Source organism: Pseudoxanthomonas japonensis (assembly GCF_010093445.1).
In the GTDB taxonomy this organism is placed as follows: domain Bacteria; phylum Pseudomonadota; class Gammaproteobacteria; order Xanthomonadales; family Xanthomonadaceae; genus Pseudoxanthomonas_A; species Pseudoxanthomonas_A japonensis.
Window position 1 is genome coordinate 1 of the sequence record NZ_PDWW01000021.1, and the last position, 22,042, is coordinate 22,042.

The 22,042-nt window shown below is 68.1% G+C and carries 16 protein-coding genes; 12 read left to right on the forward strand and 4 right to left on the reverse strand.

Annotated elements, in window-relative coordinates:
- Both CSC78_RS19215 and CSC78_RS13735 read right to left on the reverse strand, forming a co-directional pair.
- The coding region (locus tag CSC78_RS19215) for a methyl-accepting chemotaxis protein (RefSeq protein ID WP_162338431.1) at nucleotides 1-2,515 on the reverse strand (2,515 nt) is incomplete at its 3' end.
- A gap of 164 nt (nucleotides 2,516-2,679) precedes the next feature.
- Nucleotides 2,680-3,459: a flagellar brake protein gene (locus CSC78_RS13735; RefSeq protein WP_162338432.1), complete on the reverse strand. Its 780-nt coding sequence runs from the start codon at nucleotides 3,457-3,459 to the stop codon at nucleotides 2,680-2,682.
- 451 nt (nucleotides 3,460-3,910) lie between these two features.
- On the opposite strand from CSC78_RS13735, the gene CSC78_RS13740 reads away from it, so the two are divergent.
- The gene (locus tag CSC78_RS13740; RefSeq protein ID WP_162338433.1) at nucleotides 3,911-5,452 is read left to right on the forward strand and encodes a metallopeptidase domain-containing protein; all 1,542 of its coding nucleotides are present in this window, start codon (nucleotides 3,911-3,913) and stop codon (nucleotides 5,450-5,452) included.
- Between the two features lie 47 nt (nucleotides 5,453-5,499).
- On the opposite strand, the gene CSC78_RS13745 is transcribed toward CSC78_RS13740, so the two are convergent.
- Nucleotides 5,500-6,243, reverse strand: a complete 744-nt coding sequence (locus CSC78_RS13745; protein WP_162338434.1) for a CPBP family intramembrane glutamic endopeptidase — start codon at nucleotides 6,241-6,243, stop codon at nucleotides 5,500-5,502.
- A 96-nt stretch (nucleotides 6,244-6,339) separates the two neighbouring features.
- Here CSC78_RS13745 and CSC78_RS13750 point away from each other — a divergent pair, with 96 nt between their 5' ends.
- The 3 genes from CSC78_RS13750 to CSC78_RS13760 all read left to right on the forward strand — a co-directional run bounded on the left by CSC78_RS13750 (nucleotide 6,340) and on the right by CSC78_RS13760 (nucleotide 8,561).
- Nucleotides 6,340-7,353 (forward strand): L,D-transpeptidase, encoded by a 1,014-nt coding sequence (locus CSC78_RS13750; RefSeq protein ID WP_162338435.1) that lies wholly within the window; start codon nucleotides 6,340-6,342, stop codon nucleotides 7,351-7,353.
- A gap of 210 nt (nucleotides 7,354-7,563) precedes the next feature.
- On the forward strand, nucleotides 7,564-8,325 hold the full coding sequence (locus CSC78_RS13755) for a hypothetical protein (protein ID WP_162338436.1): 762 nt from the start codon (nucleotides 7,564-7,566) through the stop codon (nucleotides 8,323-8,325).
- 71 nt (nucleotides 8,326-8,396) lie between these two features.
- Nucleotides 8,397-8,561: a hypothetical protein gene (locus CSC78_RS13760; protein WP_162338437.1), complete on the forward strand. Its 165-nt coding sequence runs from the start codon at nucleotides 8,397-8,399 to the stop codon at nucleotides 8,559-8,561.
- Nucleotides 8,562-8,599: 38 nt separating this feature from the next.
- On the opposite strand, the gene CSC78_RS13765 is transcribed toward CSC78_RS13760, so the two are convergent.
- The gene (locus tag CSC78_RS13765; protein WP_162338438.1) at nucleotides 8,600-9,322 is read right to left on the reverse strand and encodes a helix-turn-helix domain-containing protein; all 723 of its coding nucleotides are present in this window, start codon (nucleotides 9,320-9,322) and stop codon (nucleotides 8,600-8,602) included.
- A gap of 229 nt (nucleotides 9,323-9,551) precedes the next feature.
- Between CSC78_RS13765 and CSC78_RS13770 the strand changes: the two genes are divergently transcribed.
- The 8 genes from CSC78_RS13770 (at nucleotide 9,552) to CSC78_RS13805 (ending at nucleotide 21,972) form a co-directional block, all read left to right on the forward strand.
- Nucleotides 9,552-11,570, forward strand: coding sequence for a serine hydrolase domain-containing protein (locus CSC78_RS13770; RefSeq protein WP_162338439.1), 2,019 nt, complete (start codon nucleotides 9,552-9,554; stop codon nucleotides 11,568-11,570).
- A gap of 66 nt (nucleotides 11,571-11,636) precedes the next feature.
- Complete coding sequence (locus CSC78_RS13775) at nucleotides 11,637-12,638, forward strand: dipeptide epimerase (protein ID WP_238391284.1); 1,002 nt, start codon at nucleotides 11,637-11,639, stop codon at nucleotides 12,636-12,638.
- Nucleotides 12,635-13,909, forward strand: a complete 1,275-nt coding sequence (locus tag CSC78_RS13780) for a peptide MFS transporter (protein ID WP_162338440.1) — start codon at nucleotides 12,635-12,637, stop codon at nucleotides 13,907-13,909. Before CSC78_RS13775 ends, CSC78_RS13780 begins: the two co-directional genes overlap by 4 nt.
- A 17-nt stretch (nucleotides 13,910-13,926) precedes the next feature.
- A complete protein-coding gene (locus tag CSC78_RS13785) occupies nucleotides 13,927-15,639 on the forward strand; it encodes an N-acyl-D-amino-acid deacylase family protein (RefSeq protein ID WP_162338441.1) in 1,713 nt (570 codons plus the stop codon).
- Between the two features lie 128 nt (nucleotides 15,640-15,767).
- Nucleotides 15,768-18,128 carry a TonB-dependent receptor gene (locus CSC78_RS13790; RefSeq protein WP_162338442.1) on the forward strand — a complete coding sequence of 787 codons (2,361 nt, stop codon included), beginning with the start codon at nucleotides 15,768-15,770 and terminating at the stop codon, nucleotides 18,126-18,128.
- 58 nt (nucleotides 18,129-18,186) lie between these two features.
- The gene (locus tag CSC78_RS13795; RefSeq protein ID WP_162338443.1) at nucleotides 18,187-19,239 is read left to right on the forward strand and encodes a DUF1611 domain-containing protein; all 1,053 of its coding nucleotides are present in this window, start codon (nucleotides 18,187-18,189) and stop codon (nucleotides 19,237-19,239) included.
- Nucleotides 19,240-19,243: 4 nt separating this feature from the next.
- Nucleotides 19,244-20,383 (forward strand): YkvI family membrane protein, encoded by a 1,140-nt coding sequence (locus tag CSC78_RS13800; RefSeq protein ID WP_162338444.1) that lies wholly within the window; start codon nucleotides 19,244-19,246, stop codon nucleotides 20,381-20,383.
- Nucleotides 20,380-21,972, forward strand: coding sequence for a serine hydrolase (locus tag CSC78_RS13805; RefSeq protein ID WP_162338445.1), 1,593 nt, complete (start codon nucleotides 20,380-20,382; stop codon nucleotides 21,970-21,972). Before CSC78_RS13800 ends, CSC78_RS13805 begins: the two co-directional genes overlap by 4 nt.
- Nucleotides 21,973-22,042 lie beyond the last annotated feature (70 nt).

A 22,042-nucleotide genomic window follows, 5' to 3' on the forward strand; every position in this document is an offset into this window, starting at 1 on the left:
TCTGCTGGGTCACTTCGTCCATCTGGGTGATGGTCTGGTTGACCTGCTCGATGCCGGCGGACTGTTCCTGCGAGGCGGCGGAGATCTCGGCCATGATGTCGGTCACGCGCTGCACGCTGGCCACGATTTCGGCCATGGTCGCACCAGCCTGGTTCACCAGCGCGGAGCCATCGGACACCTTCTCCACCGACGTCTCGATCAGGCCCTTGATCTCCTTGGCGGCGTTGGCCGAGCGCTGGGCCAGCGTGCGCACTTCCGAGGCGACCACGGCGAAGCCGCGACCCTGCTCGCCGGCACGCGCGGCTTCCACCGCGGCGTTGAGCGCCAGGATATTGGTCTGGAAAGCGATGCCGTCGATGACCGAGATGATCTCGGCGATCTTCTTCGACGACTGTTCGATGTCGGTCATCGTGGTGACGACCTTGCCGACGACATCACCGCCCTGCGAGGCGACCGAGGCCGCGCCGATGGCGAGCTGGTTGGCTTGGCGTGCCGATTCGGCGTTCTGGCGCACGGTGGAGGTCAGTTCCTCCATCGAGGCGGCGGTCTCTTCCAGGTTGGCGGCCTGCTGCTCGGTGCGGCGCGAGAGGTCGTTGTTGCCGGAGGCGATCTCGCCGGCGGCGGTGTTGATGGAACCGGAGGCGTCCTGGATGCGGCCGACGATGTCGGTCAGCTGTGCAACGGTGGCGTTGGCATCGTCGCGCATGGTCGCGAACACGCCATGGAAGTCGCCTTCCATCCGCGCGGTCAGGTCGCCCTTGGACAGCGACTGCAGCACGCCGGAGACGGCCTCGACGCTGCCGGCGATCGCGGACAGCAGGCCGTTGACCTGCTGCGACAGCATCAGCAGGAAGCCCTGCTTGCCGGTCTCGGCGATGCGTCCGCTCAGGTCGCCCTGTGCGGCGGCCTGCACGATGCGGGTGACTTCCTGTTCGACCATGACCTCATGGGTACGGTCCGCCCACTCGACCACGTAGCCGATGCGCTGGCCGTCGCCATCGGTCACCGGGTTGATGATCAGCTGCATGATGCGGCCGCCGACGGTGATCTGGGCGCGATGGGTGCCCTGCAGCTGCGCCAGCATGCGCGCCTGATGCTCGGGCTTCCCGTGGAAGATGTCGATGCTGCTGCCGACCACGGTACGCACGTCGAACGCGGGCAGGTCGCGACGCAGGTCCTGTTCGACATCGGCCAGCATCTTCATCAGCGGGCGGTTGGCGTACACGATGGTGCGGTCGGCGTCGGCGATCATGACGTTGGTGGTCACGTCCTCCAGCGCGGTACGGATGCGCAGGCTTTCCTTCGCCACCACGGCGTCGCGCTCGATCCGTTCGCGCAGGTTGGCCTGCATGCTGCGCATGGCCTTCATCAGCGTGCCGATCTCGTCGTCGCCGCTGGCATCGATGTCGCTGTCCAGCTTGCCGCGCGCGATGTCGTCGGCGACGCGCACCGCACCGGCCAGCGGCTTCGCGACCTGGCGGCGCAACAGCCAGAACACCGCGCCGCAGAGCAGGGCGGCGCCCAGCGCGCCAACCGCGATCACCGTCCACAGCACGGCACGGGCTTCCCGCATCAGCACGGCGCGCGGCACCACCACGCCGAGTGCGAAGCGCTCCTGCGCGTCGCCGATCTGCAGCGGCACGTAGGCTTCCATCACCGCTTCACCGCCTGCGTTGGTTGATTCGCGGAACACCGGCTCGCCGGCGGCGATCTGCTTCATCACCTCCGCGGCCTGTGCGCCGGCGAACGGCTTGCCGACCGAGGCGGCATCCTGGTCGGCGATGACCACGCCGGCCGGCGTCAGCAACCGCACGAAGCCCGCGTCCATCGGCGTGAGCTTGGCGATGCGCGCCTGCAGCGACTGCAGGGCGAAATCGACGGTCATGACGCCGACGTACTTGCCTTCGTCCAGCACGGGCGTGGACAGGGTCGTCATCAGCACGTCCTTGCCCGCGATCTTGTAGACATAAGGTTCGGCGACGACCTGGCGCTTCAGTTCGCGCGGCCGCAGGTACCAGTCGCCGGCACCGGGGACTTCGTAGTCGCGCAGGGCCTCTTCCAGCGGTGCGCCGTCGCTCCATGCCCAGTAGCTCATGAAGCGGCCGGTGTCGTCGTGGCCGGGAGCGGAGACGTAGTCCGCGTCCTTGCCGTCGAAGGCGTCGGGCTCCCACAACGTGCCCACGCCCACCCATTCCGGGTGGGCTTCCAGCTGGCGTTTGAAGATGGCGCTGGCGGCGGCGCGGCTGATGCCGTCGCCGCTGCGCTGTGCAAGCAGTGCGCCCGCGAGTGCGGCATTGGTGTCGAACGCGCCGGTCAGCTCGCCCGAGATGCGCTGCGCCTCCAGATTCGCCAAGCCCTCCATCGTGGTGCGCGCACCGGCGAGCAGCGACTGGCTGCTGCGGAGGTAGCTGGCGGCCGCGGCGACGCCGAAGGCGAGCAGGGCGACGATGGCGGTGCCGTACATCACACGCGTGGCGATGCTGCGGGAGGAGAAGCGCGTGGAAGCAGATGACATGGAGACCTCGTTGACAGGTGTGGCGTCGCAACGCCCGCGATCCGGGGTGGGTGGAACCGGTCCGGTATCGCGGCCGTGGTACGACTCCTATCGGCGGCACTGCGGCTTCATTGAGTCCGTGCCGGCCCGTACCCGACGAGTGGTGCGGGAAACAGCGATGCCGGTCACGCGGCGCCGCGTTCGCGGGCGCTGCGCTGGCGCTCCAGGCGGAAGATGTAGCGCTGGATCAGCGCGTCGCCACCGCGCGGCATGTCGGTGAACTGGCAGCCGGCACGCCAGCTTTCGCTGCCGTTCTGGTTGAGCTGGCGGTGCAGGCTCTTGACCATCAGGCGCACGCTCAGCGGGCCGCTGTCGGGCAGGTGAAGCTGGCAGCCGGTGAATTCCTTGTAGGGCTGCAGCGTCGGTTCCTCGGCCTGCACGGCCAGGGCGATGCCGCCGCCGCTGATGTCCAGCACGCGGTAGGTGCGGTAGGTCGTCTCGCCGTCGGGATGGCGGGTGGGAATCTCGCAGTCCATCGGCTGGGTGACCGGCACCTGTAGACGGTAGAACTCGCGCCGCTGCAGGCGCAGGACGCTTTCCGGCAACGGCGCGCGGAAGGCGACCTGGCCGTCCTTCTGCACGCGTTGAAGGTCGTACAGCTTGAACTGCACGTGGATGCGTTCCAGCCGCGACACGCAGGTGACGTGGCTGGCTTCCTCGATGCTGCGGTTGATCGTCTCCGCGGCGCTGCCGTCGATCAGCACGCCGTCCTCATCCTCCAGCACCTCGATGACGGACGTCGGAAAGGTATGGTTGCGCGGCATGGCGCACCCGCTGACCAGCGCCCGCTTGTCGATCAGCGACTGCAGGATCTGGCGGATCGCGTACTCGCCGTGCACCAGGTACTTTTCTTCGTCGTCGTACCCGACGGGATCGGCCAGGGGGGCGTCGCTGGACTCGGTCATGCGGAGCGGAAACGTCAGGTCAGGGAAGGCGTCACAGGCTGTATCGGCGGGTGTCACAAACTCTTTAACCGGCGCATTCGCCGATGCGGGTGTCCTGGCATGAAGCCGACTGCCTGCAGGTACATGCGTGTAGCAGACGGACGGCGCCCTCGAATCACATTTGTCCAACACATGCCGGCGCACGCTGCCCGTCACATCCCGGGAGCGCGTGGCCAGCATGGCGGCGACTCCCGGACGCGCGAGGGACCGCGCTGCTGGCGGACGCGGGCATGCGTGGCATGCACCGCCGCCGACATCCTCGATCCCTTACGCCGCCATGGGGCGTGCGCCGGGCTGCGCCCGCGATATGAGCGGCGCGACGGGAACCGCCGACCGGAATGCCTGACGCGGTCCGCGCCCACCGACGTTGCCGTGTTGCTCGGGCTGTCGTGGCACAGGGAAGGAGAGCGCCATGTATGGGAATGCGAACGTGCGCCGCGGCGGGCCGCTGCGGCGCCATGTCGTCTGGCTGGCATGGGCCTGCGCGGCAGCGTTGCCGACGGCATGGGCGGGCGAGATCGAGCAGGGCGTCCTGCTGCTGCGCTGGGGCGATGCGCGGCCTGCCGCGCCTGGGCAAGCCGGGCATCCCCCGCGCTTCACGGCGTGGCTGGACGCAGGGCCGGGTGCACACCGCCGGCTCGATGTCGCCCAGGCCACGCGCGCGGCAGGCGACCTCTATGCGCTGGCCAACCGCCGTGTGGCGGTGTCGCACGCCGCCGCCGGCAAGCGTGGGTCACGTCCGGTCATCGACGCCATCGTGCCTGTGGATCACGAGGCGCAACGGGCTCAGGTCGAGGGTGACGACGGCCGCCCGCGGCTGGCGGCACCCGTTCACGGCAGCACGCGCTGGATCACGCTGATGTGCCGGTTCGCCGATATGCCGGCCGAACCGAAGTCGCGCGATTTCTTCCAGTCCCAGTACGGCGATGCGCCAGGTCAGCTGGGCCACTACTGGTCGCAGGTGTCGCAGGGCGCCATCGACCTGGCCGGCAGCCAGGCCTATGGCTGGTATGCGCTCCCGCGCCAGCGCAGCACCTACACGGGTGCGCAGGCCGATCTGTCGCTGCTGTTCGCCGATTGCGTCGCGGCCGCGGACGGGGAGGTCGACTTCACCGGCGCCATGGGCGTCAACCTGATGTTCAACGAGGAACTGGATGGCTATGCCTGGGGTGGCGGCGCATGCGCGAGTTTCGATGGCGCCTACGGCTGTCTGCGTGCCACCTGGAATCCGCCCTGGGCGTTCTTGAACCTGGCTGCGCTGGCCCATGAAATGGGGCATGGCTACGGCCTGCCGCATTCGGACAACAGCGACGGCGACGCCGACACCTACGACAATCCTTGGGACCTGATGAGCGATGCGTGGCGCCATGCCGGCAGCGATCCGGTGTACGGGCTGCTGCCCAAATACATCAACGCGTACCAGCGGGAGCGGTTGGGATGGGTGGCGCAGGCCGGCCGGCTCACCGTGCAGGCGGAGGACATCGGCACGCATGACGTCATGCTGGATGTCGTCGATGCACCCGTCGGTTCCGGCGTGCAGTTGCTGGTGCTGGCGTTGCCGACGCAACCCGATCCGTTCGCGACGGTCGTCTACATCGTGGAGGCGCGTCGGCGTACCACGCCCTACGAGTCGAACCTCGCCGGCGATGCGGTCATCATCCATGCGTTGCGTGCGTACGGAACCACCCAGAGCCTGGACAGCGATGTGCCGCCGGCGACGTATTCCGCCAACGAGGGCTCGATGCTCAGGCCGGGCGAACGCTTCCGCCTGCCGCAGGGCCAGCACCAGGTCGACGTGATCGCGGCAACGGCCACGGGCTTCCTGGTGCGCGTGGGGCCGGTGGCGCGCGTGATGAGTTCGCCGTTGCCGGCGCTGGTGCGCGCGGAAAGCGGCGCAGCCGTACCGTCTCCATCGCGTCCGCTGCGGCATCCGCACGTGAATCGACACCGCTGAAAGCCCGCTCCGTTCCTGTCCGTGTCGTTGAGCGCGAGGCAAACGACTCAGTGCGGCAGCGAACCCAGCATCAGGCTGATGCCGAACAGGGTCCAGTCGTTGAGTACATGCGCTCCGGTGGAGACCCACAGGTTGCGCGAGAACAGATAGGCCAGACTCAGCACCAGCCGGGCGCTGCCGATGATCGCCAGGCACTGCACCAGGTCCCACTGGTAGGTGGGCAGGTGCGCCAGCGCGAACGGGATGGCCGACAGCAGCCACGCCAGCACCACGGCAGTGCGTTTCCGCAGCTTCATCCGGGTGTGCAGCCACCACAGCAGGGCGAGCAAGGGCAGGATGGTGAGCAGTTCCTCGCCCAGCAGCTGCGGCACCATCGCCGCGAAGGCCATGACACGGGTGGCGGTATCCGCTTCAGCGATCGACTTGAACGCGGGATTGGCCGACCCATGGTCCAGGCCGTTCATCAGCAGCCCGATCAGCAGCGTGATCACCAGGTTCAATGCGGCGATGCCGACCATCAGCAACAGGTCGCGCCCCCGCAGCCGATGGAACAGCGCGGTCCAGTGTCGTCCTGCCACCACCGCCATTGCGGCCAGGGGCACCGTGCAGAACAGCAACGCCGGGATCCACATGCCCCACGCGGGCGCAGGGCGCGTCCACGGGGCGACCAGCAGCCAGAACGCCAACGCCACGCCGGCCAGCACCAGGAGCCACTGCGGTCCGGACAGTCCGATCGGCCGGTTGTCGTAGAAGGGGAAGTCGGGACGATCCTGCGAACCGGTCGGGGGCATGGACGACTCCGGGGACGAACGGCGGCATTTAAGCACGCGGCCGTGCAATATGTGACACGATCCTGGTGCTCGTGCCATCCCGACAAGGACACCGCGATGATCCGGACCACACGGTTCGCATGGCTGCTACTGGCGCTGTTTTCCTTCGCTGCGCAGGCCGCGCCTTTCTGGGGTGCGAAGACCTCCAGCCCCGCCGGTACGCCGCCGGCCGGGCTCAAGCCCGGCGAATGGGTGTGGGGTGGTGATGCGAAGGACATGGGGCCGATGGCGGTGGTGGTCAGCCTGACCGAGCAGCGCGCCTACGTGTACCGCAATGGCCTGCTGATCGCGGTGTCGACCGTCAGCACCGGCAAGCCCGGGCACGAAACGCCGACGGGGGTGTTCACCATCCTGCAGAAGGACAAGGACCACCACTCGAGCAAGTACAACGATGCCCCCATGCCCTATCAGGAGCGCCTGACCTGGGATGGCGTGGCGCTGCATGCCGGCGGCTTGCCTGGCTATCCCGAGTCGCACGGCTGCGTGCACTTGCCCACCGAGTTCGCGCGACTGTTGTTCGACGCCACCACCATGGGCATGGTGGTGGTGATCGCGAAGGAGGGCATGGCCCCTGAAGATCTTGTGCATCCGCCTGTCGCCAGCCCCATCGATCCCAGGACCGGGGCCGAGGATGCTGCCCCGCTACTGGGCGCGGCCGAGTCCTTCCGCTGGGAGCCGCAGAAATCGACGACCGGTCCACTGTCGATGGTGATGAGTACGGCGGACCGGCGCCTGTTCGTCTTCCGGAATGGCATCGAGATCGGACGGGCGCGCGTGGATTTCCGGGATGGTCCGGCGCCGCAAGGAACACATGCATACCTGGTCTCGGCCGCCACGCCCGGGCAGCCGCCCGCGTGGCGCCGGATCGGCATTCCCGGCCGCGAAGACGAGGCTGGACAGGATGTCGCCGCACGGGATGTGGCACGGGTCGTCGTGCCGCCTGCATTCACTGCAGCGGTTTCACCGCTGCTCCGGCCAGGCGTGGTGCTGCTGCAGACCGACCTGCACGTGTTGCCCGACACCACGGGACCCGCGCTTCAGGTGCTCAATGCGGATGTTCCCGCCCTGTAGCTGCGTGATCGGAGGGCATTCTTCACGCCATCTTGGTGACGAGGAGGGGATGCTCCGCGCGCGACCATCACACGCTCCGCCCCGCAGTGCGCCGGGACGTGGCGTGAACCGCAGCAGACAGAAGTCCACCGCGGGCAGGGAATGCACCGCACATCCGATCGTCGATCCAACCCGCTACAGCCGTCGTCGAAACCCACCAGGAGAGTCAACATGCGTCTTGCCCGCCGTGGTTCCGCCTGCCTTGTCACACTGTTCGCCGCCTCCTTCGCCGCGTCCGCGCAGACGCCGCCCGATGTGGAGGATCTCGTCGGTGCGCGCGGGGCAGGGGGCGAAACCCAGCTGCAGTCGCGCGGCTACGAGCAGCGCGATTCCAACACCGTGCGCGACCAGCGCTTCACCTTCTGGTGGAACGCGAAGCGGAACCAGTGCATCTCCGTGTCCACCATGGACGGCCGCTACGCCTCGATCCAGTCCGTGCCGGCGGAAAACTGCGGTGCATCGGGGAGTGGAACGGGTGGCGCATCGCCGCGCCCATATCCTTCAAGCGAGCGCGATCCCAATTCGCTCGTGCTGGTCTGCTACGGCGCCGGTACCCGACCGACGGTGACCAGCGAGCCCAACTACAGCTGGGACGACAAGCGCAACAAGTGGCACGAAGCCGATACCGTGCGCGCCACTACCGAGGGCTTCAACAGCGACGTGCAGATCGAACTGTACGGCGACCACGGCCGCATCCATCTGGGTGCGCCGCTGATTCCGCCGATCAACTCGCATGGCGATCACGGCTGGTGGGACCTGGAGAACCTGCAGGTCGGTACGGACCGCATCACCGCCACCTATCGCCTCAATGGCATGAACAAGCCGCGCCTGACCGTCGACCGCCGCTCCGGCCGCATCAACATCGAGGGCGGCACCACGTTCTCCGGCCAGTGCGACATCGGCAACTACGGCGGTGGCCAGCGCCGGTTCTGACGACGGGGCGCGGCGCGGGAGCAACGGGCGCCGGCGTCCTGTGTGCGGTGGTGCGCTTGTTCGCGTGCAGCTTGAACACCAAGACCGACGTGCTGGGCAGCTGCGCCTGTTCCTCCATCGCGCGCGGCAGCGGTGGCTTCCGCTCCACGCTGCCCGCGCTGCGCGCCTTCACCGACTGCCTGCCGCATCGCGACCTTGGTGGCGAAAACGCATCGCTGTGGCCCGGTAGCCGCTGATCGATCGCCCGGCAGCCTGCGGCAGGTAGGTCAGCCCGTCAGGATTTCTTCCTGGCCGCCGCCTTCTTGCGCGGCGTCCTGGCCGTCGTGGCGACGGGTGGCGACAGCCTCGCCGCCGCCTTGCGCTGCTGCGCCGCGCTCTCTTCCCCATGCAGCGTCATCAGCGACTCCAACAGCTGCTCGTCCGAGCTGGAGCACACGCCGAGCAGCAGGACTTCGTCGCAGCCCTCCGCCGCGATGTAGGCGTGCCCCATGTTCGAGTCGATGTAGACCGACTGGCCGGTCTCAAGCACGATCGGGTCGTAGAACTCCGTATGGACTTCCATGCGACCTTCGAGGACGTGGATGTATTCCTCGCCGGAGTGGTGGACCAGCTCACCGAACTCCTCGATCGTCTTCGCGCGCACGCGGGTCAGTACCGGGATCATGCGCTTGCGGCGCAGTTCCGGGCACAGGTAGAAGTAGTCGTAGTTGGGCGTGGTGACGCGGATCGCGTCCTCGATCCGGCCGATGCTGCGGCGTGCGGTCACCGGCGGCTCCACGGCCTCCACGTCCTCGGCGAACAGTTCCGACATCCGCAACTGCAGGCGCTGCGCCAGTTGCAGCAGCTTGTCGTAGGTCAGCGTTAGGCGGTCGTGCTCGACCTTGGACAGTGTCGACAGCGGGATGCCGGCGTGCTCGCTCATCTGCTTGAGCGTCCATCCCTTGCGCGCGCGCAGGGAGCGCAGCAGGCCGCCGATGGTGGGGTGTTGTGACGTCATCCTTGCGGGATCTCCTGGGACCCGATGCTTCTGCTGGCGTATCCGGTACGGCGGCATGATCGCCTTCCGGCTGGGTTGCGGGAAGGGGCAAGCGGTTCGGGCACGACTTTCGGCACGGGTTGACAATTCTCTGATTGGGATCATTATCGCCGAATCAGGATATATCCGCCAACGCGCCATGAAGTCGCGCCGGCCCTCCGTTCCTTCGTTCCCGTCGGGAGATCGTTCGATGCGTGCGATTCATCAAGTCCTGTGCGGCAGCATGCTGGCCGCGCTGGCGACCCTGCCGCTCCTGGCACAGGACGCCCCCGTGCCGCCCACGGCGATGCCGCCTGCGCCCACGGCCACCCTGCCGGCCGTGGCCGCGCCCATCGCTACCGACGCTTCCGCAGGGACGCCAGTGCTCACCCGGGAAGACGTGGGTGCGTGGCTCGACGGGTTCATGCCCTATGCTCTGGCCAACGGCGACATCGCCGGCGCCGTGGTGGTGGTGGTGAAGGACGGCCAGGTGCTGGTGCAGAAGGGCTACGGCTATGCCGACCTGGCCACGCGCGCGCCGGTCGTGCCCGATGCCACGCTGTTCCGGCCGGGATCCGTGTCCAAGCTGTTCACCTGGACCGCGGTGATGCAACTGGTGCAGGCCGGCAAGCTGGACCTCGACGCCGACGTCAACCAGTACATCGACTTCAAGCTTCCTGCCCGCGACGGCAAGCCGGTCACGCTGCGGCAGATCATGACGCACACCACCGGCATGGAAGAGCAGATCCGCGGCCTGATCACCGCGAAGCAGGACGAGATCACCCCGCTCGGCGACGCCCTGAAGCACTGGACGCCGGAGCGCATCCACGTGCCGGGCGCCACGCCGGCGTACTCGAACTACGCCACCGCGCTGGCGGGGTACATCGTCGAGCGCGTGTCGGGGCAGTCGTTCGACGACTATCTCGATGCGCACATCTTCAAGCCGCTCGGCATGGAGCACGCCAGCTTCCGGCAGCCGCTGCCGCCGGCACTGCTGGCCGGCATGTCGAAGGGGTATGCGAAGGCTTCCGACGGCGAGGCCAAGGATTACGAATTCATCAGCCTGTCTCCCGCCGGCAGCCTGGCGGCCACCGGCACGGACATGGCGAAGTTCATGATCGCCCACCTGCAGGATGGCGCCTTCGGCGAGGCCCGCATCCTGGATGCTGCCACGGCGCAGAAGATGCACAGCACCGGGCAGGCGTCGGTGGGTCCGCTGAACCGCATGATGCTCGGGTTCTACGAGACCTCGGTGAACGGCCATCGCGCGATCTCGCACGGCGGCGACACCCAGTGGTTCCATAGCGACCTGCAGCTGTTCCTCGATGATGGCATCGGCCTGTTCGTGTCCATGAACAGCTCGGGCCGGGACGGTGCGACCGGCCATATCCGCTACGCGCTGTCGCGCGGCTTCGCGGACCGCTACCTGCCGGGTACGCCGCCCAAGCCAGCAGGCGTGTCGAAGGAAGACGCGAAGCAGCACGCGGCGCAGCTCGCCGGCACCTATACGAGCAGCCGGCGCCCCGACAGCAACTTCGTGTCGCTGGCCAACCTGCTGGGACCGATCAAGGTGGTCGCCAACGAAGACGGCACCATCAGCGTGACGGCGGCGATGGGCGCCGGCGGCGCGCCGAAGAAGTGGCGCGAGGTCGCCCCGTACCTGTGGCAGGACACGGACAGCACCGATCGTCTCGCCGCCGACGTGGTGGACGGCGAGGTCACGCGTTTCAGCATGGAGCCGTACGCGCCGATCATGGTGTTCGAGCGGCTGTCCACCTGGCGTGCGCTGTCGATGCCGCTGCTGGTCGCCAGCCTGGTCGTCGTGCTGCTGACCGTCATCGCCTGGCCAGTGTCGGCGCTGGTGCGTCGCTACTACGGGGTGCGGTATGCGCTGACCGGCGCCGACGCGCGCGCCCACCGCCTGGTGCGCATCGGCGCGCTGCTGTCGCTGCTGGCGACGTCGGCGGCGCTCGGCCTGGTGGTCGGCATGCTGAGCAGGCTGGAGATGACCAGCCCGGGCACCGACGGCCTGATCATCGCGATGCGCCTGTTCGCCACCGTCGCGCTGCCGCTCGGCGCCGGCATCGCCGTCTGGAATGCGTGGCACGTGCTGCGCGGCCGCCGCAAATGGCTGGCCAAGCTGTGGGCGCTGCTGCTCGCGATGGCCTGCCTGTTCCTGCTGTGGATCGGCGTCGCCCATCACGTCATCGGGTTCGGCGCGAACTACTGATCCGCCACGGCCGGCGATGCGTATCGCCGGCCGTCCCCTGCGTCCTTCTTTCCGCACGAGGCCGGCGTGTCCCTTCGACTGGAACTGCACAACGAACCCTTGCCGATGTCGGCGCCCTTCCGCATCGCAGGCCATGTATTCGAGGCGATGCCGGCCACCGTGGTGACGCTGCGCGACGGCGATCTCATCGGTCGTGGAGAAGCGGCGGGTGTCTATTACAACGACGATCATCCGGACACGATGATCGCCACCCTCGAAGCGCTGCGTCCGCGCATCGAAGCCGGTATCGACCGCGCATCGCTGCGCGACGTGCTGCCGCCCGGCGGAGCGCGCAATGCGCTCGACTGCGCGTTGTGGGAGCTCGAGGCGCAGCGCGCCGACGCACCGGTGTGGCAGTTGGCGGGGCTCGACGGCATCCACCCCCTGCTGACCACGTTCACCGTCGGCGCCGACACGCCGGAGACGATGGCCGACAAGGCGGCGGCGTACACGCAGGCGCGCGCGCTGAAGCTCAAGCTGACCGGCGAGGCCGTGCTGGATGCGGCGCGCGTCCGGGCGGTGCGGGCGCGCTGCCCGGACGCGTGGCTCGGCGTTGACGCGAACCAGGGCTACGACGCCACGACGCTGCCCGCGCTGCTGCCTGCGCTGGTCGACGCACGCGTGTCGCTGCTGGAGCAGCCGTGCCGGCGCGGCCACGAGGGCGACCTGGACGGCATCGCGCGTCCGCTGCCGTTCGCGGCCGATGAGAGCATCCTCGATCTCGCCGAACTCGAGGCACGCCACCATCGCTTCGACGTCATCAACATCAAGCTCGACAAATGCGGCGGCCTGACCGAAGGCCTGATGATGGCGCGGCGCGCGCGGGAGCTCGGCAAGCAGGTGATGGTCGGCAACATGTGCGGCACCAGCCTGGCGGCGGCACCTGCGTTCGTGCTGGGGCAGTTCTGCGACATCGTCGACCTGGACGGTCCGACGTTCCTGGTGCAGGACCGCAGTCCCTCCGTCCACTACGACGACGGCTACATCCGCTGCGGCGACGAGGTCTGGGGGCCGCGGGTCGCCGCATGAGTACCGTCGCCGGCATGTCGGACAAGACCTGGTTCGGCCAGCCGCGCGGGCTGACCATCCTGTTCCTGACCAACATGTGGGAGCTGTTCTCCTATTACGGCATGCGCACGCTGCTGGTCTATTACATGACCAAGCAGTTGCTGTTCGCGCAGGAGAAGGCGTCGTTCATCTACGGCACCTACACCGCGATGGCGTACTTCACGCCCATCATCGGCGGTGCCATCGCCGACCGCTGGCTCGGCAAGCGCAACGCGGTGATCCTCGGCGGCACCATCATGGCGTTCGGCCATTTCGTGATGGCGTTCGAGCCGATGTTCTACGTGGCGCTGGCCACCATCGCACTCGGCAACGGCCTGTTCCTGCCCAGCCTGCCCAGCCAGATCAACGACCTCTACGCCGCCGACGATCCACGCCGCGGCCGGGCCTACAACGTCTACTACGTCGGGCTCAACATCGGCGGCTTCCTCGCGCCGCTGGTCTGCGGCACGCTGGGCGAGCTGTACGGCTGGCACTACGGTTTCGGCGCGGCCGGCATCGGCATGTTCCTGGGACTGATGATCTACGTCTTCGGTCGCAAGTACCTGCCGCCGGAGCCGTCGCGACTTGCGGTTCCGGCCGCCGAACTCACCGGTGCGCGCGCAACGCCGTCCTACACCGTGTGGTGGCTGCTGCTCGGCGTCGGCATCGCCGCCACGATCTTCCGCGGCGCCTACGAACAGGTCGGCAATACGTTGCCGTTGCTGATCGACACCGGCGTGGATCGGGTGGTCGCCGGCTTCACCCTTCCGATGACGTGGTTCCAGTCGCTCAATCCGCTACTGGTGATCAGCATGACGCCACTGTTGCTGCTGCACTGGCGACGTCGCGCCGATGCGGGCCATGACACGTCGCCTGCGCTGAAGATGGCGATCGGCGCACTGATCGTTGCCGCAGCCTACGTGCTGCTGGCGGCGCTGAGCGCGTGGGCCGGCGATGCGCGCATCGGCTGGGGATGGGTCGTGCTGTTCTTCGTCGTGCTGACGCTGGGCGAGCTGTACATCCTGCCGACGGGCCTGGGCCTGTTCGCGAAACTGGCGCCGCCGCGGTTGGGCGCGACGACGGTCGCGTCCTGGTTCCTTGCGGTCTTCAGCGGCAGCCTGCTCGCTGGTCTGGTCGGCACGCTGTGGTCGAAGACCAGCCACGCCGGTTTCTTCCTGTTGCTTGCGGGCCTGGCCATCGTCGCCGCGATCCTGCTGTGGCGGCTGGACCGCCCCATCCGCTCACTGCACTGACCCGACGGAGATCCGCCATGCCGCAACTCAAGCCAGCCCTGCTGTTCCTCGCGCTCTGTGCGTGCAGTCCGGCGATGGCGGCACCCGCCGAACGTTACGACCTGCTGATCCGCAACGGCGTTGTCTACGACGGCAGCGGCGGTGCGCCGCAGCGCGTCGACGTGGCCGTGAGCGGCGACCGCATCGTGGCGCTGCTGCCGGCCGGGCAGAAAGCCGATGCCAAGGAGATACTGGATGCGAAGGGCATGGCGGTGGCGCCGGGCTTCATCAACGTCTTGAGCTGGGCGACCGAGTCGCTGATCGCCGATGGCCGTGGCGTCAGCGATACGAAGCAGGGCGTGACACTGGAGATCTTCGGCGAGGGCTGGTCGATGGGACCGGTCAATCCGCGCATGAGGGCGGATGCGCTGAAACAGCAGGTCGACATCCGCTACGACATTCCGTGGACCACGCTCGGCGGGTATCTCGAGCACCTCGAACAGCGTGGCGTCACGCCCAACGTCGCCTCGTTCGTCGGCGCGACCACGGTGCGCATCCACGAACTGGGCGAGGACGACGTCGATCCGACACCCGAACAACTGGCGCGCATGCAGGACGTCGTGCGGCAGGCGATGCGTGAAGGTGCGCTGGGCGTCGGCAGTTCGCTGATCTATCCGCCCGCGGCCTTCGCCGAGACCGGTGAGCTGATCGCGCTTGCGAAAGCGGCGGGCGAATCGGGCGGCGGCTACATCTCGCACATGCGCAGCGAGGCGGACCGTTTCCTGGAAGCCATCGACGAAACCATCTCGATCGCCCGCGCCACCGGCCAGCGCGCCGAGGCCTATCACTTGAAGGCCGCCGGCGAAAAGAACTGGCCGAAGATGCAGCAGGCCATCGACCGGATCAACGCGGCGCGCGAGGCAGGCCTGCAGGTCAGTGCCGACATGTACGTCTATACCGCGGGCGCCACCGGCCTGACCGCCAGCCTGCCGCCTTGGGTGCAGGCCGGCGGTCACGACGCGATGATCCGGCGCCTCAAGGATCCCGCCACGCGTGCACGCGTGATCGCCGAGATGCGCGATCCCGACGTGTCGTGGGAGAACCTGCGCCTGCTTGCTGGTTCGGACGAGCGGCTGCTGCTGATCGAATTCAAGAGCGACGCATTGAAGCCGCTCGGCGGCAAAACACTGGCGGCCATCGCACGCGAACGCGGTACGTCTCCGGAAGACACGGCGATCGACCTGATCATCGAGGACGACCACCGCATCGGCACCGCCTACTTCCTGATGAGCGAGGAGAACATCGAGCTCGGCCTGAAGCAGCCCTGGGTCAGCCTGGGCTCGGATGCGGAGTCGTCGGCGCCGGAAGGCGTGTTCCTCAAGTCGAGCACGCATCCGCGCGCCTACGGCAACGTCGCGCGCTTCCTCGGCCACTACGTTCGCGACCGCCGGCTGATGCCCTTGGAGGAGGGCATCCATCGCCTGACCGGACTGCCGGCCGCGAACTGGAAGCTCAAGGATCGCGGCTGCCTGCAGGCCGGCTGCTACGCGGACATCGTGGTGTTCGATCCGGCGACTATCGCCGACCGCGCGACCTACGACAAACCGCAGCAGTACGCGACCGGCGTCAGCGAGGTCTTCGTCAATGGCGTGCAGGTGCTGCGGGAGGGCGAGCACACCGGCGCGACGCCGGGCCGCGTGGTGCGCGGGCCGGGCTGGACGGGGAGGGCGGACGAGGCCGTCCGCCGGTGATTCTCTGTTTGTGTTGACAATTCTCTGATTAGGATCATTATCCCTGATCAGGATGTCGCTGCTATCCGGCCGGAGCCGGGCAGCGCCCCGACCATCGCAGCCCTTCAATGTCGCCCGGGAGAACAGGCATGACCCAGTTCCATTCCGCACGCCCGTGGTACCGCAAGCAACTCTTCCTGGCGATCGCCGGCGCACTGGCCTGTTCCGGCGCACCGGCCCTCGCGCAGGATTCCGTCGTGACCCAGCCTGATGGCGCAAGCGCCGAAGCGACGAACCTGGATACCGTCGTCGTCACCGCCAACAAGCGCGTGGAGAACGTGCGCGACGTCGGCGCGTCGATCAGCGTGATCGGCGAACGCCAGCTGGAGAACCTCGGCGCCGTGTCGCTGTCGGACTACGCCGCCTTCATTCCCGGCCTGCAGGTGCAGAACGACGGTGGACCGGGCCTGACCCGGGTATCGCTGCGCGGCATCGCCGCACTGTCTTCCGGCGCCACCGTCTCCACCTACATCGACGAAGTGCCGGTCGGCTCCAGCGGCATCTACCAGGGGGCGAGCACGCTGATGCTCGACCTGCTGCCCTACGACATCAGCCGCGTCGAGGTGCTGCGCGGGCCGCAGGGCACGCTGTACGGCGCCGGCGCTATCGGCGGCCTGCTCAAGTACGTGACCCGCGAGCCCGACCTGTCCACGACCGAGGCGCGCGTCGGTGTCGGCGTGCGCAGCGTGCAGGGCGGCGACCAGGCGCTGAACCTGCGCTTCGGCGCCAGCGTGCCGTTGAAGGACGACCGGCTGGGCCTGCGGATGAGCTTCGCGCGCAACGAGATCGCGGCGTTCACCGACAACGCGGTCGACGGCCGCGAGAACATCAACGGCGGCAGCCAGCTCGGCGCGCGTACGGCGCTGTCGTGGGACGGCGATGTCGTCGACATGGACTTCGGCGTGCTGCACCAACGCATCCGCAGCGACGACCGCGCCGGCGTGGCGCTGGATCCGGACACCCAGCGGCCGCTGTTCGGCGATGACGACGACCTGGCTTGGCAGCCGCGCCCGTTCTCGAAGGAGCTGACCCTGGTCTCGCTGGGCCTAGATTGGGAGCTGGGCTGGGGCAATTTCATTTCGGCGACCGGCTGGTCGCAGAGCGACACCCTCGACCAGATCGATTCGACCGTGCAGTTCGGCGAAGTCGCGGACGGGATACTGGGTCTGCCCGAACCCGGCAGCTCGTTCGTGCGCTACCGCTACGACATGGACAAGATCACACAGGAGTTCCGCCTGCAGTCGAAGGGCGGCGGTACCTTCGAGTGGATGGTCGGCGCGTTCTACACCAAGGAGGACGCGCTGCAGAGCCAGTTCGCATGGCTGGGACAGCGCGATGGCACGCCGTTGCCGGCGCCGTACGACGACATGTTCGGCACGCTGGCGATCATCAACCTGCCCAGCACCTACAAGGAATACGCGCTGTTCGCCAACGGCTCGTGGCGCTTCGGTGAGCGCTTCAAGATCGATGCCGGCCTGCGGCAGGCGCGCAACGACCAGTGGTTCAGCCAGAACGTGCCCACCGGCATCCTCGCGCCGATCGGCGACACGCCGGGCGAGTCCAGCGAAGACGTCTTCACCTGGAGCATCAGCCCGCAGTATCGGTTCTCGGACGACGTCATGGTCTATGCGCGCGTGGCGACGGGTTACCAGCCGGGTGGTCCGAACGTGGCCCTTGCCGGCATGCCGCCGCAGGTCGACTCGTCGATGCTCGACAGCTACGAGATCGGTCTGAAGTCGCAGTTCGCCGATCGTCGCGTCACGCTGGACGTGTCGGCGTTCCGGATCGACTGGGAGGACATCCAGGTGGCTTCGTCGTTCAACGGTGTCGGCGGTCTGGTCAATGGCGGCGAAGCGACCAGCGAGGGCCTCGAGTTGTCCTCGCAGTTCCGCGTCACGGATGCCCTGATGCTGGGCCTGAGTGCGGCGTACACCGACGCCAGCATCAAGAACGATTTCGAGCCGACGGTGATCGCCCAGGCCGATGAGGACGGAAACCGGCTGTATGACGTCATCCTGTGGACGGGCCTCGCCGGCGACCGCATGCCGTATTCGCCGAAGCTGTCGTGGACCGCGACCGCCGAGTACGCCTTCTCCACCGCCGGCGGCCTCAACGGCCAGGTTGGCGCCGCACTGCGCTGGGTAGGCAAGCGTCTCAACGACACGACCGAGCGTCAGCGCGTCACCGCGCCGGACGATCCGGACACGCTGCTGCTGCCGGACGACATCAGCGTGCCGCTGGAGCTCGACAGCTACCGCGCGCTGGACCTGTACGCCGGCATCGGCAAGGGCAACTGGGAGCTGCGCGCCTACGCCAACAACGTCACGGGCGAGAAGGCGTGGTCGACGCTGGCGCCGATGGACGGCGCGCTGTCGGGCGTGCGCTCGCACCTGGTCGGGGTGCCGATCCAGCCGCGCACCTTCGGGCTGGAAATCGACTTCCGCTTCTGACCGTGCGCCATCCGCGCGAGCGGGTGGCGTCGTCCTCTCCCGGATCCGGGCACCGCGCATGCAGACCGCCGTTCCGTCGTCGCTCGACGCCGACATGCTTCCGCAGCCGTACCTGCTGTTCCTCGGCGATACGGTCGAACCCAGCTATGCGAAGACCGCGTTCGGCCTGCGCGACTGGGCGCGCGACCGCTGCGTGGGCGAGTTCGCCTGCGATACCGCGCAGGTCACCACAGGATTGCCGTTCCTGTCGCCCGCACAGGCGCAGCAGGCGGGCGCACGCGCGATGGTGATCGGCGTCGCCAATCCGGGCGGACGTATTCCGGCGGCCTGGATTCCGCTGCTGATCCAGGCGCTGGAGTCGGGCCTGGACCTGATCGGCGGCATGCACATGCGGCTGTCGGGCATCGAGCCGCTGCGAAACGCCGCGCGTGCGCTGGGCCGGCGCTTGATCGACGTGCGCGATCCGCCCCCCCACATTCCCGTTGCCAGCGGTGCCAAACGCACCGGCAATCGCCTGCTGACCGTCGGTACCGATTGCGCGCTCGGCAAGAAGTACACGGCGCTCGCACTCACGCGCGCGTTCCGCGCCCGCGGTATCGATGCCGATTTCCGCGCCACCGGCCAGACCGGGATCCTGATCGCCGGCGCCGGCATTCCGATGGACGCGGTGGTGGCCGACTTCGCCGCCGGTGCCGCCGAGACGCTGTCGCCCGATGCGGACGCCGCGCACTGGGATGTCATCGAAGGGCAGGGCTCGCTGTCGCACCCGGCCTACGCGGGCGTCTCGCTGGCGTTGCTCCACGGCAGCCAACCGGACGTGATCGTGGTCTGCCACGAATACGGTCGCGACCGCGTGCTCGGTTATCCGCACTATCCGCTGCCGTCGATCGAGGACACGATCGCGCTTGCGCTGACGCTGGGTGCCCGCACCAATCCTGCCATCCGGTGCGCCGGCATCAGCGTCAACACCGCCGGCCTCGACCACGACACCGCGCAGCGCGTGCTGGCGGCGACGGCCGAACGGCTCGGCCTGCCCGTCGCCGATCCAATCCGCGGCGGCGACGCCTTCACGGCGCTGGTCGACGCCTGCCTCGCGCGTGGCGTACGTTGAGCCGATGACGACGACCTCGACGCGGTTCCAGCGCTGGGTGCTGCCCGGGCTCGCCTTCAAGGCGGCGGTGATCGGCGGCGGCTACGCGACCGGCCGGGAACTGGCGGAATACTTCATCCCCAGTGGGCCGCAGGGCGGCATGCTGGCGATCCTGGTGGCGATGGCGTGCTGGAGCCTGGTCTGCGCGTTGACCTTCGTGCTGGCCCATGCCACGCGCAGCGTCGACTACCGCAGCTTCTTCGCCGTGCTGCTCGGGCGCTTCGCCTTCGTGTTCGAACTGGCCTACCTGGTCTTCATGGTCCTGATCCTTGCCGTGTTCGGCGCGGCCGCCGGCGAGATCTTCGCCGCAATGCTGGGTTGGCCGAAGCTGGTCGGCACGCTGCTGCTGATGGCGGGCATCGGTGCGTTCGCGGCGTACGGCAACGACCTCGTCGAAGCGCTGTTCAAGTGGGTGTCCGTGTTCCTCTATGGCATCTACGCGGTGTTCGTGCTGGTCGTGCTGGCCGGCTTCGGCGACCAGGCCCTGGCCACGCTGTCAGCGCCACAGCCGACGACGGGCTGGCTGCAGGGTGGCCTGACCTATGCCGGCTACAACATCGTCGGCGCGGTGATCGTGCTGCCGCTGGTGCGCCACTTTCTGGGCCGGCGCGACGCGGTGATCGCCGGCGTGCTGTCCGGTCCTCTGGCGATGCTGCCGGGGCTGCTGTTCTTCCTGTGCATGCTGGCGTGGTATCCGCAGATCGGCGCCCAGGCGTTGCCGTCGGACTTCATGCTGCGCCAGCTCGACATGCCGGTCTTCCACGTGCTGTTCCAGCTGATGATCTTCAGCGCGCTGCTGGAAAGCGGCACCGCCGTCGTGCATGCCGCCAACGAGCGGATCGCGCATGCCTGGCGCAGTCGTCGGGGCGCCGGGATGGGCAAGCGCGTGCGCCTGGCCATCGCCAGCGTGCTGCTGGTCGGTTCGATCTTCATCGCCGACCGCGTCGGCCTGGTGGCGTTGATCGCCCAGGGCTACCGCGGGCTGGCCTATCTGTTCCTCGCGGTCTATGTCCTGCCGCTGCTGACCGTCGGTGTCTGGCGGCTGTGGCGCGGTCCTGCTGCGCTGGCCGTGCCCGCGCCCACCCTGTCCGGAGATCGTGGATGAACCTCTCCCTGAAAACCGTCTTCGCATCCACCGTGGTCGCGTTGCTGTGCGTCGCGTCACCGGTCCGTGCCCAGGTGCCTGCCGGATTCGACGCCCGGGTCGAGCAGGCGATGCGCTCGCGCGACGTACCGGGGATGGCGATTTCCATCGTCAAGGACGGGCAGATTGTGCACGCGAAAGGCTATGGCGTGCGCCGGCTGGGCGGCAGCGAGCCGGTGGATGCGGATACGATCTTCCCGACCGGCTCGACCGGCAAGGCGGTGACGGCAGCGGCGCTCGCCATCCTGATCGACGACGGCAAGCTGGCCTGGGACGACAAGGTGGCCGACCACCTGCCAGATTTCCGCATGTACGACGCCTGGGTCACGCGCGAGATGACCGTCGCCGACCTGCTGCTCCATCGCAGTGGCCTCGGCCTCGGGGCCGGCGACCTGCTGTTCATTCCGCGCACCTCGCGCAGCCGCGCCGACATCGTGCGCGCGCTGCGGCACATCAAGCCCGCCACGAGTTTCCGCAGCGGCTACGCGTACGACAACATCCTCTACATCGTCGCCGGCGAGCTGGTCACCCAGGTCAGCGGACAACGGTGGGAAGACTTCGTGCGCACGCGCATCTTCCAGCCGCTCGGCATGACGACCGCCGTCAGCGACGAGAAGGACCGCTTCGCCAACCCGAACCGCGTGCAGCCGCACGCACGGCTCGACGCCCGCCTGCGCGGACTGGGGCCGCAGCAGGTGTTGCCCGAGCGCGAAGGTTTGGGGCAGGTCGGTGCGCCGGCCGGGGGCCTGTCGTGGAGCGCCAAGGACTTCGCACGCTGGATGCAGGTGCAGCTTGCGCTCGGCGCGCTGCCCGACGGCAAGGGACGCCTCTACAGCGAAGCCTCCGCGCGCGCCATGTGGACGCCGCAGGTGACGATTCCGATCCACCCGTATCCCGCACCGATCACCGATATGACCCCGCAGTTCTCCGGTTACGGCTATGGCTGGAACGTGCAGGACTACCGCGGCGTCAAGGTGGTGCAGCACGGCGGTGCGGTGTTCGGCGTGCTCGCCTTCGTGGTGATGGTGCCCGAGCGCAATCTCGGCATCGCGCTGCAGATCAATTCGGAGGACGTCGAGGTGATGCGCGGGCTGGGTTACGAACTGCTCGACCACTATCTGGGCTTCGAGGCGCGCGACTGGGTCGGGGCGTTCTCCACCTGGAACCAGGCGCGGTTGGCCGGCGGATTGGAGGCGCTGCAGGGCATGAAGGGCGCCGCGCGCAACGCCGCGTCGCGGCCCTCGCTGAAGCCCGCCGGCTACGCAGGCGACTACCGGGACGCGTGGTACGGCCCGATCACCGTCGCGGAGCATGCCGGCAAGCTGCGCGTCGACTTCCGGCAGACGCCCAACATGGCGGGCACGCTGAGTCATTGGCAGTACGACACGTTCCGCGTGGACTGGGATGATGCATCGATCGAGCCGGCCTACATGACGTTCTCGCTCGATGCCGAAGGGCGGGCGCGGCGCATCACGATGAAGGCGGTGTCTCCGTTGGCGGACTTCAGCTACGACTACCACGATCTGCTTTTCGAGGCATCGGGGCCTTGAGCACCGCCGACCTGTCGCGGCCGGTGTGACCCGCCGCGGGCGTGGCGTGTAGCGCGGAGGTAGCCCTCAT

Coding starts and splice junctions, on each gene's coding strand:
- CSC78_RS13785 (WP_162338441.1), top strand. CDS start 13,927: ATGCCGCAACTCAAGCCAGCCCTGCTGTTCCTCGCGCTCTGTGCGTGC.
- CSC78_RS13765 (WP_162338438.1), bottom strand. CDS start 9,322: ATGACGTCACAACACCCCACCATCGGCGGCCTGCTGCGCTCCCTGCGC.
- CSC78_RS13750 (WP_162338435.1), top strand. CDS start 6,340: ATGATCCGGACCACACGGTTCGCATGGCTGCTACTGGCGCTGTTTTCC.
- CSC78_RS13790 (WP_162338442.1), top strand. CDS start 15,768: ATGACCCAGTTCCATTCCGCACGCCCGTGGTACCGCAAGCAACTCTTC.
- CSC78_RS13740 (WP_162338433.1), top strand. CDS start 3,911: ATGTATGGGAATGCGAACGTGCGCCGCGGCGGGCCGCTGCGGCGCCAT.
- CSC78_RS13755 (WP_162338436.1), top strand. CDS start 7,564: ATGCGTCTTGCCCGCCGTGGTTCCGCCTGCCTTGTCACACTGTTCGCC.
- CSC78_RS13795 (WP_162338443.1), top strand. CDS start 18,187: ATGCAGACCGCCGTTCCGTCGTCGCTCGACGCCGACATGCTTCCGCAG.
- CSC78_RS13735 (WP_162338432.1), bottom strand. CDS start 3,459: ATGACCGAGTCCAGCGACGCCCCCCTGGCCGATCCCGTCGGGTACGAC.
- CSC78_RS13745 (WP_162338434.1), bottom strand. CDS start 6,243: ATGCCCCCGACCGGTTCGCAGGATCGTCCCGACTTCCCCTTCTACGAC.
- CSC78_RS13805 (WP_162338445.1), top strand. CDS start 20,380: ATGAACCTCTCCCTGAAAACCGTCTTCGCATCCACCGTGGTCGCGTTG.
- CSC78_RS13780 (WP_162338440.1), top strand. CDS start 12,635: ATGAGTACCGTCGCCGGCATGTCGGACAAGACCTGGTTCGGCCAGCCG.
- CSC78_RS13800 (WP_162338444.1), top strand. CDS start 19,244: ATGACGACGACCTCGACGCGGTTCCAGCGCTGGGTGCTGCCCGGGCTC.
- CSC78_RS13770 (WP_162338439.1), top strand. CDS start 9,552: ATGCGTGCGATTCATCAAGTCCTGTGCGGCAGCATGCTGGCCGCGCTG.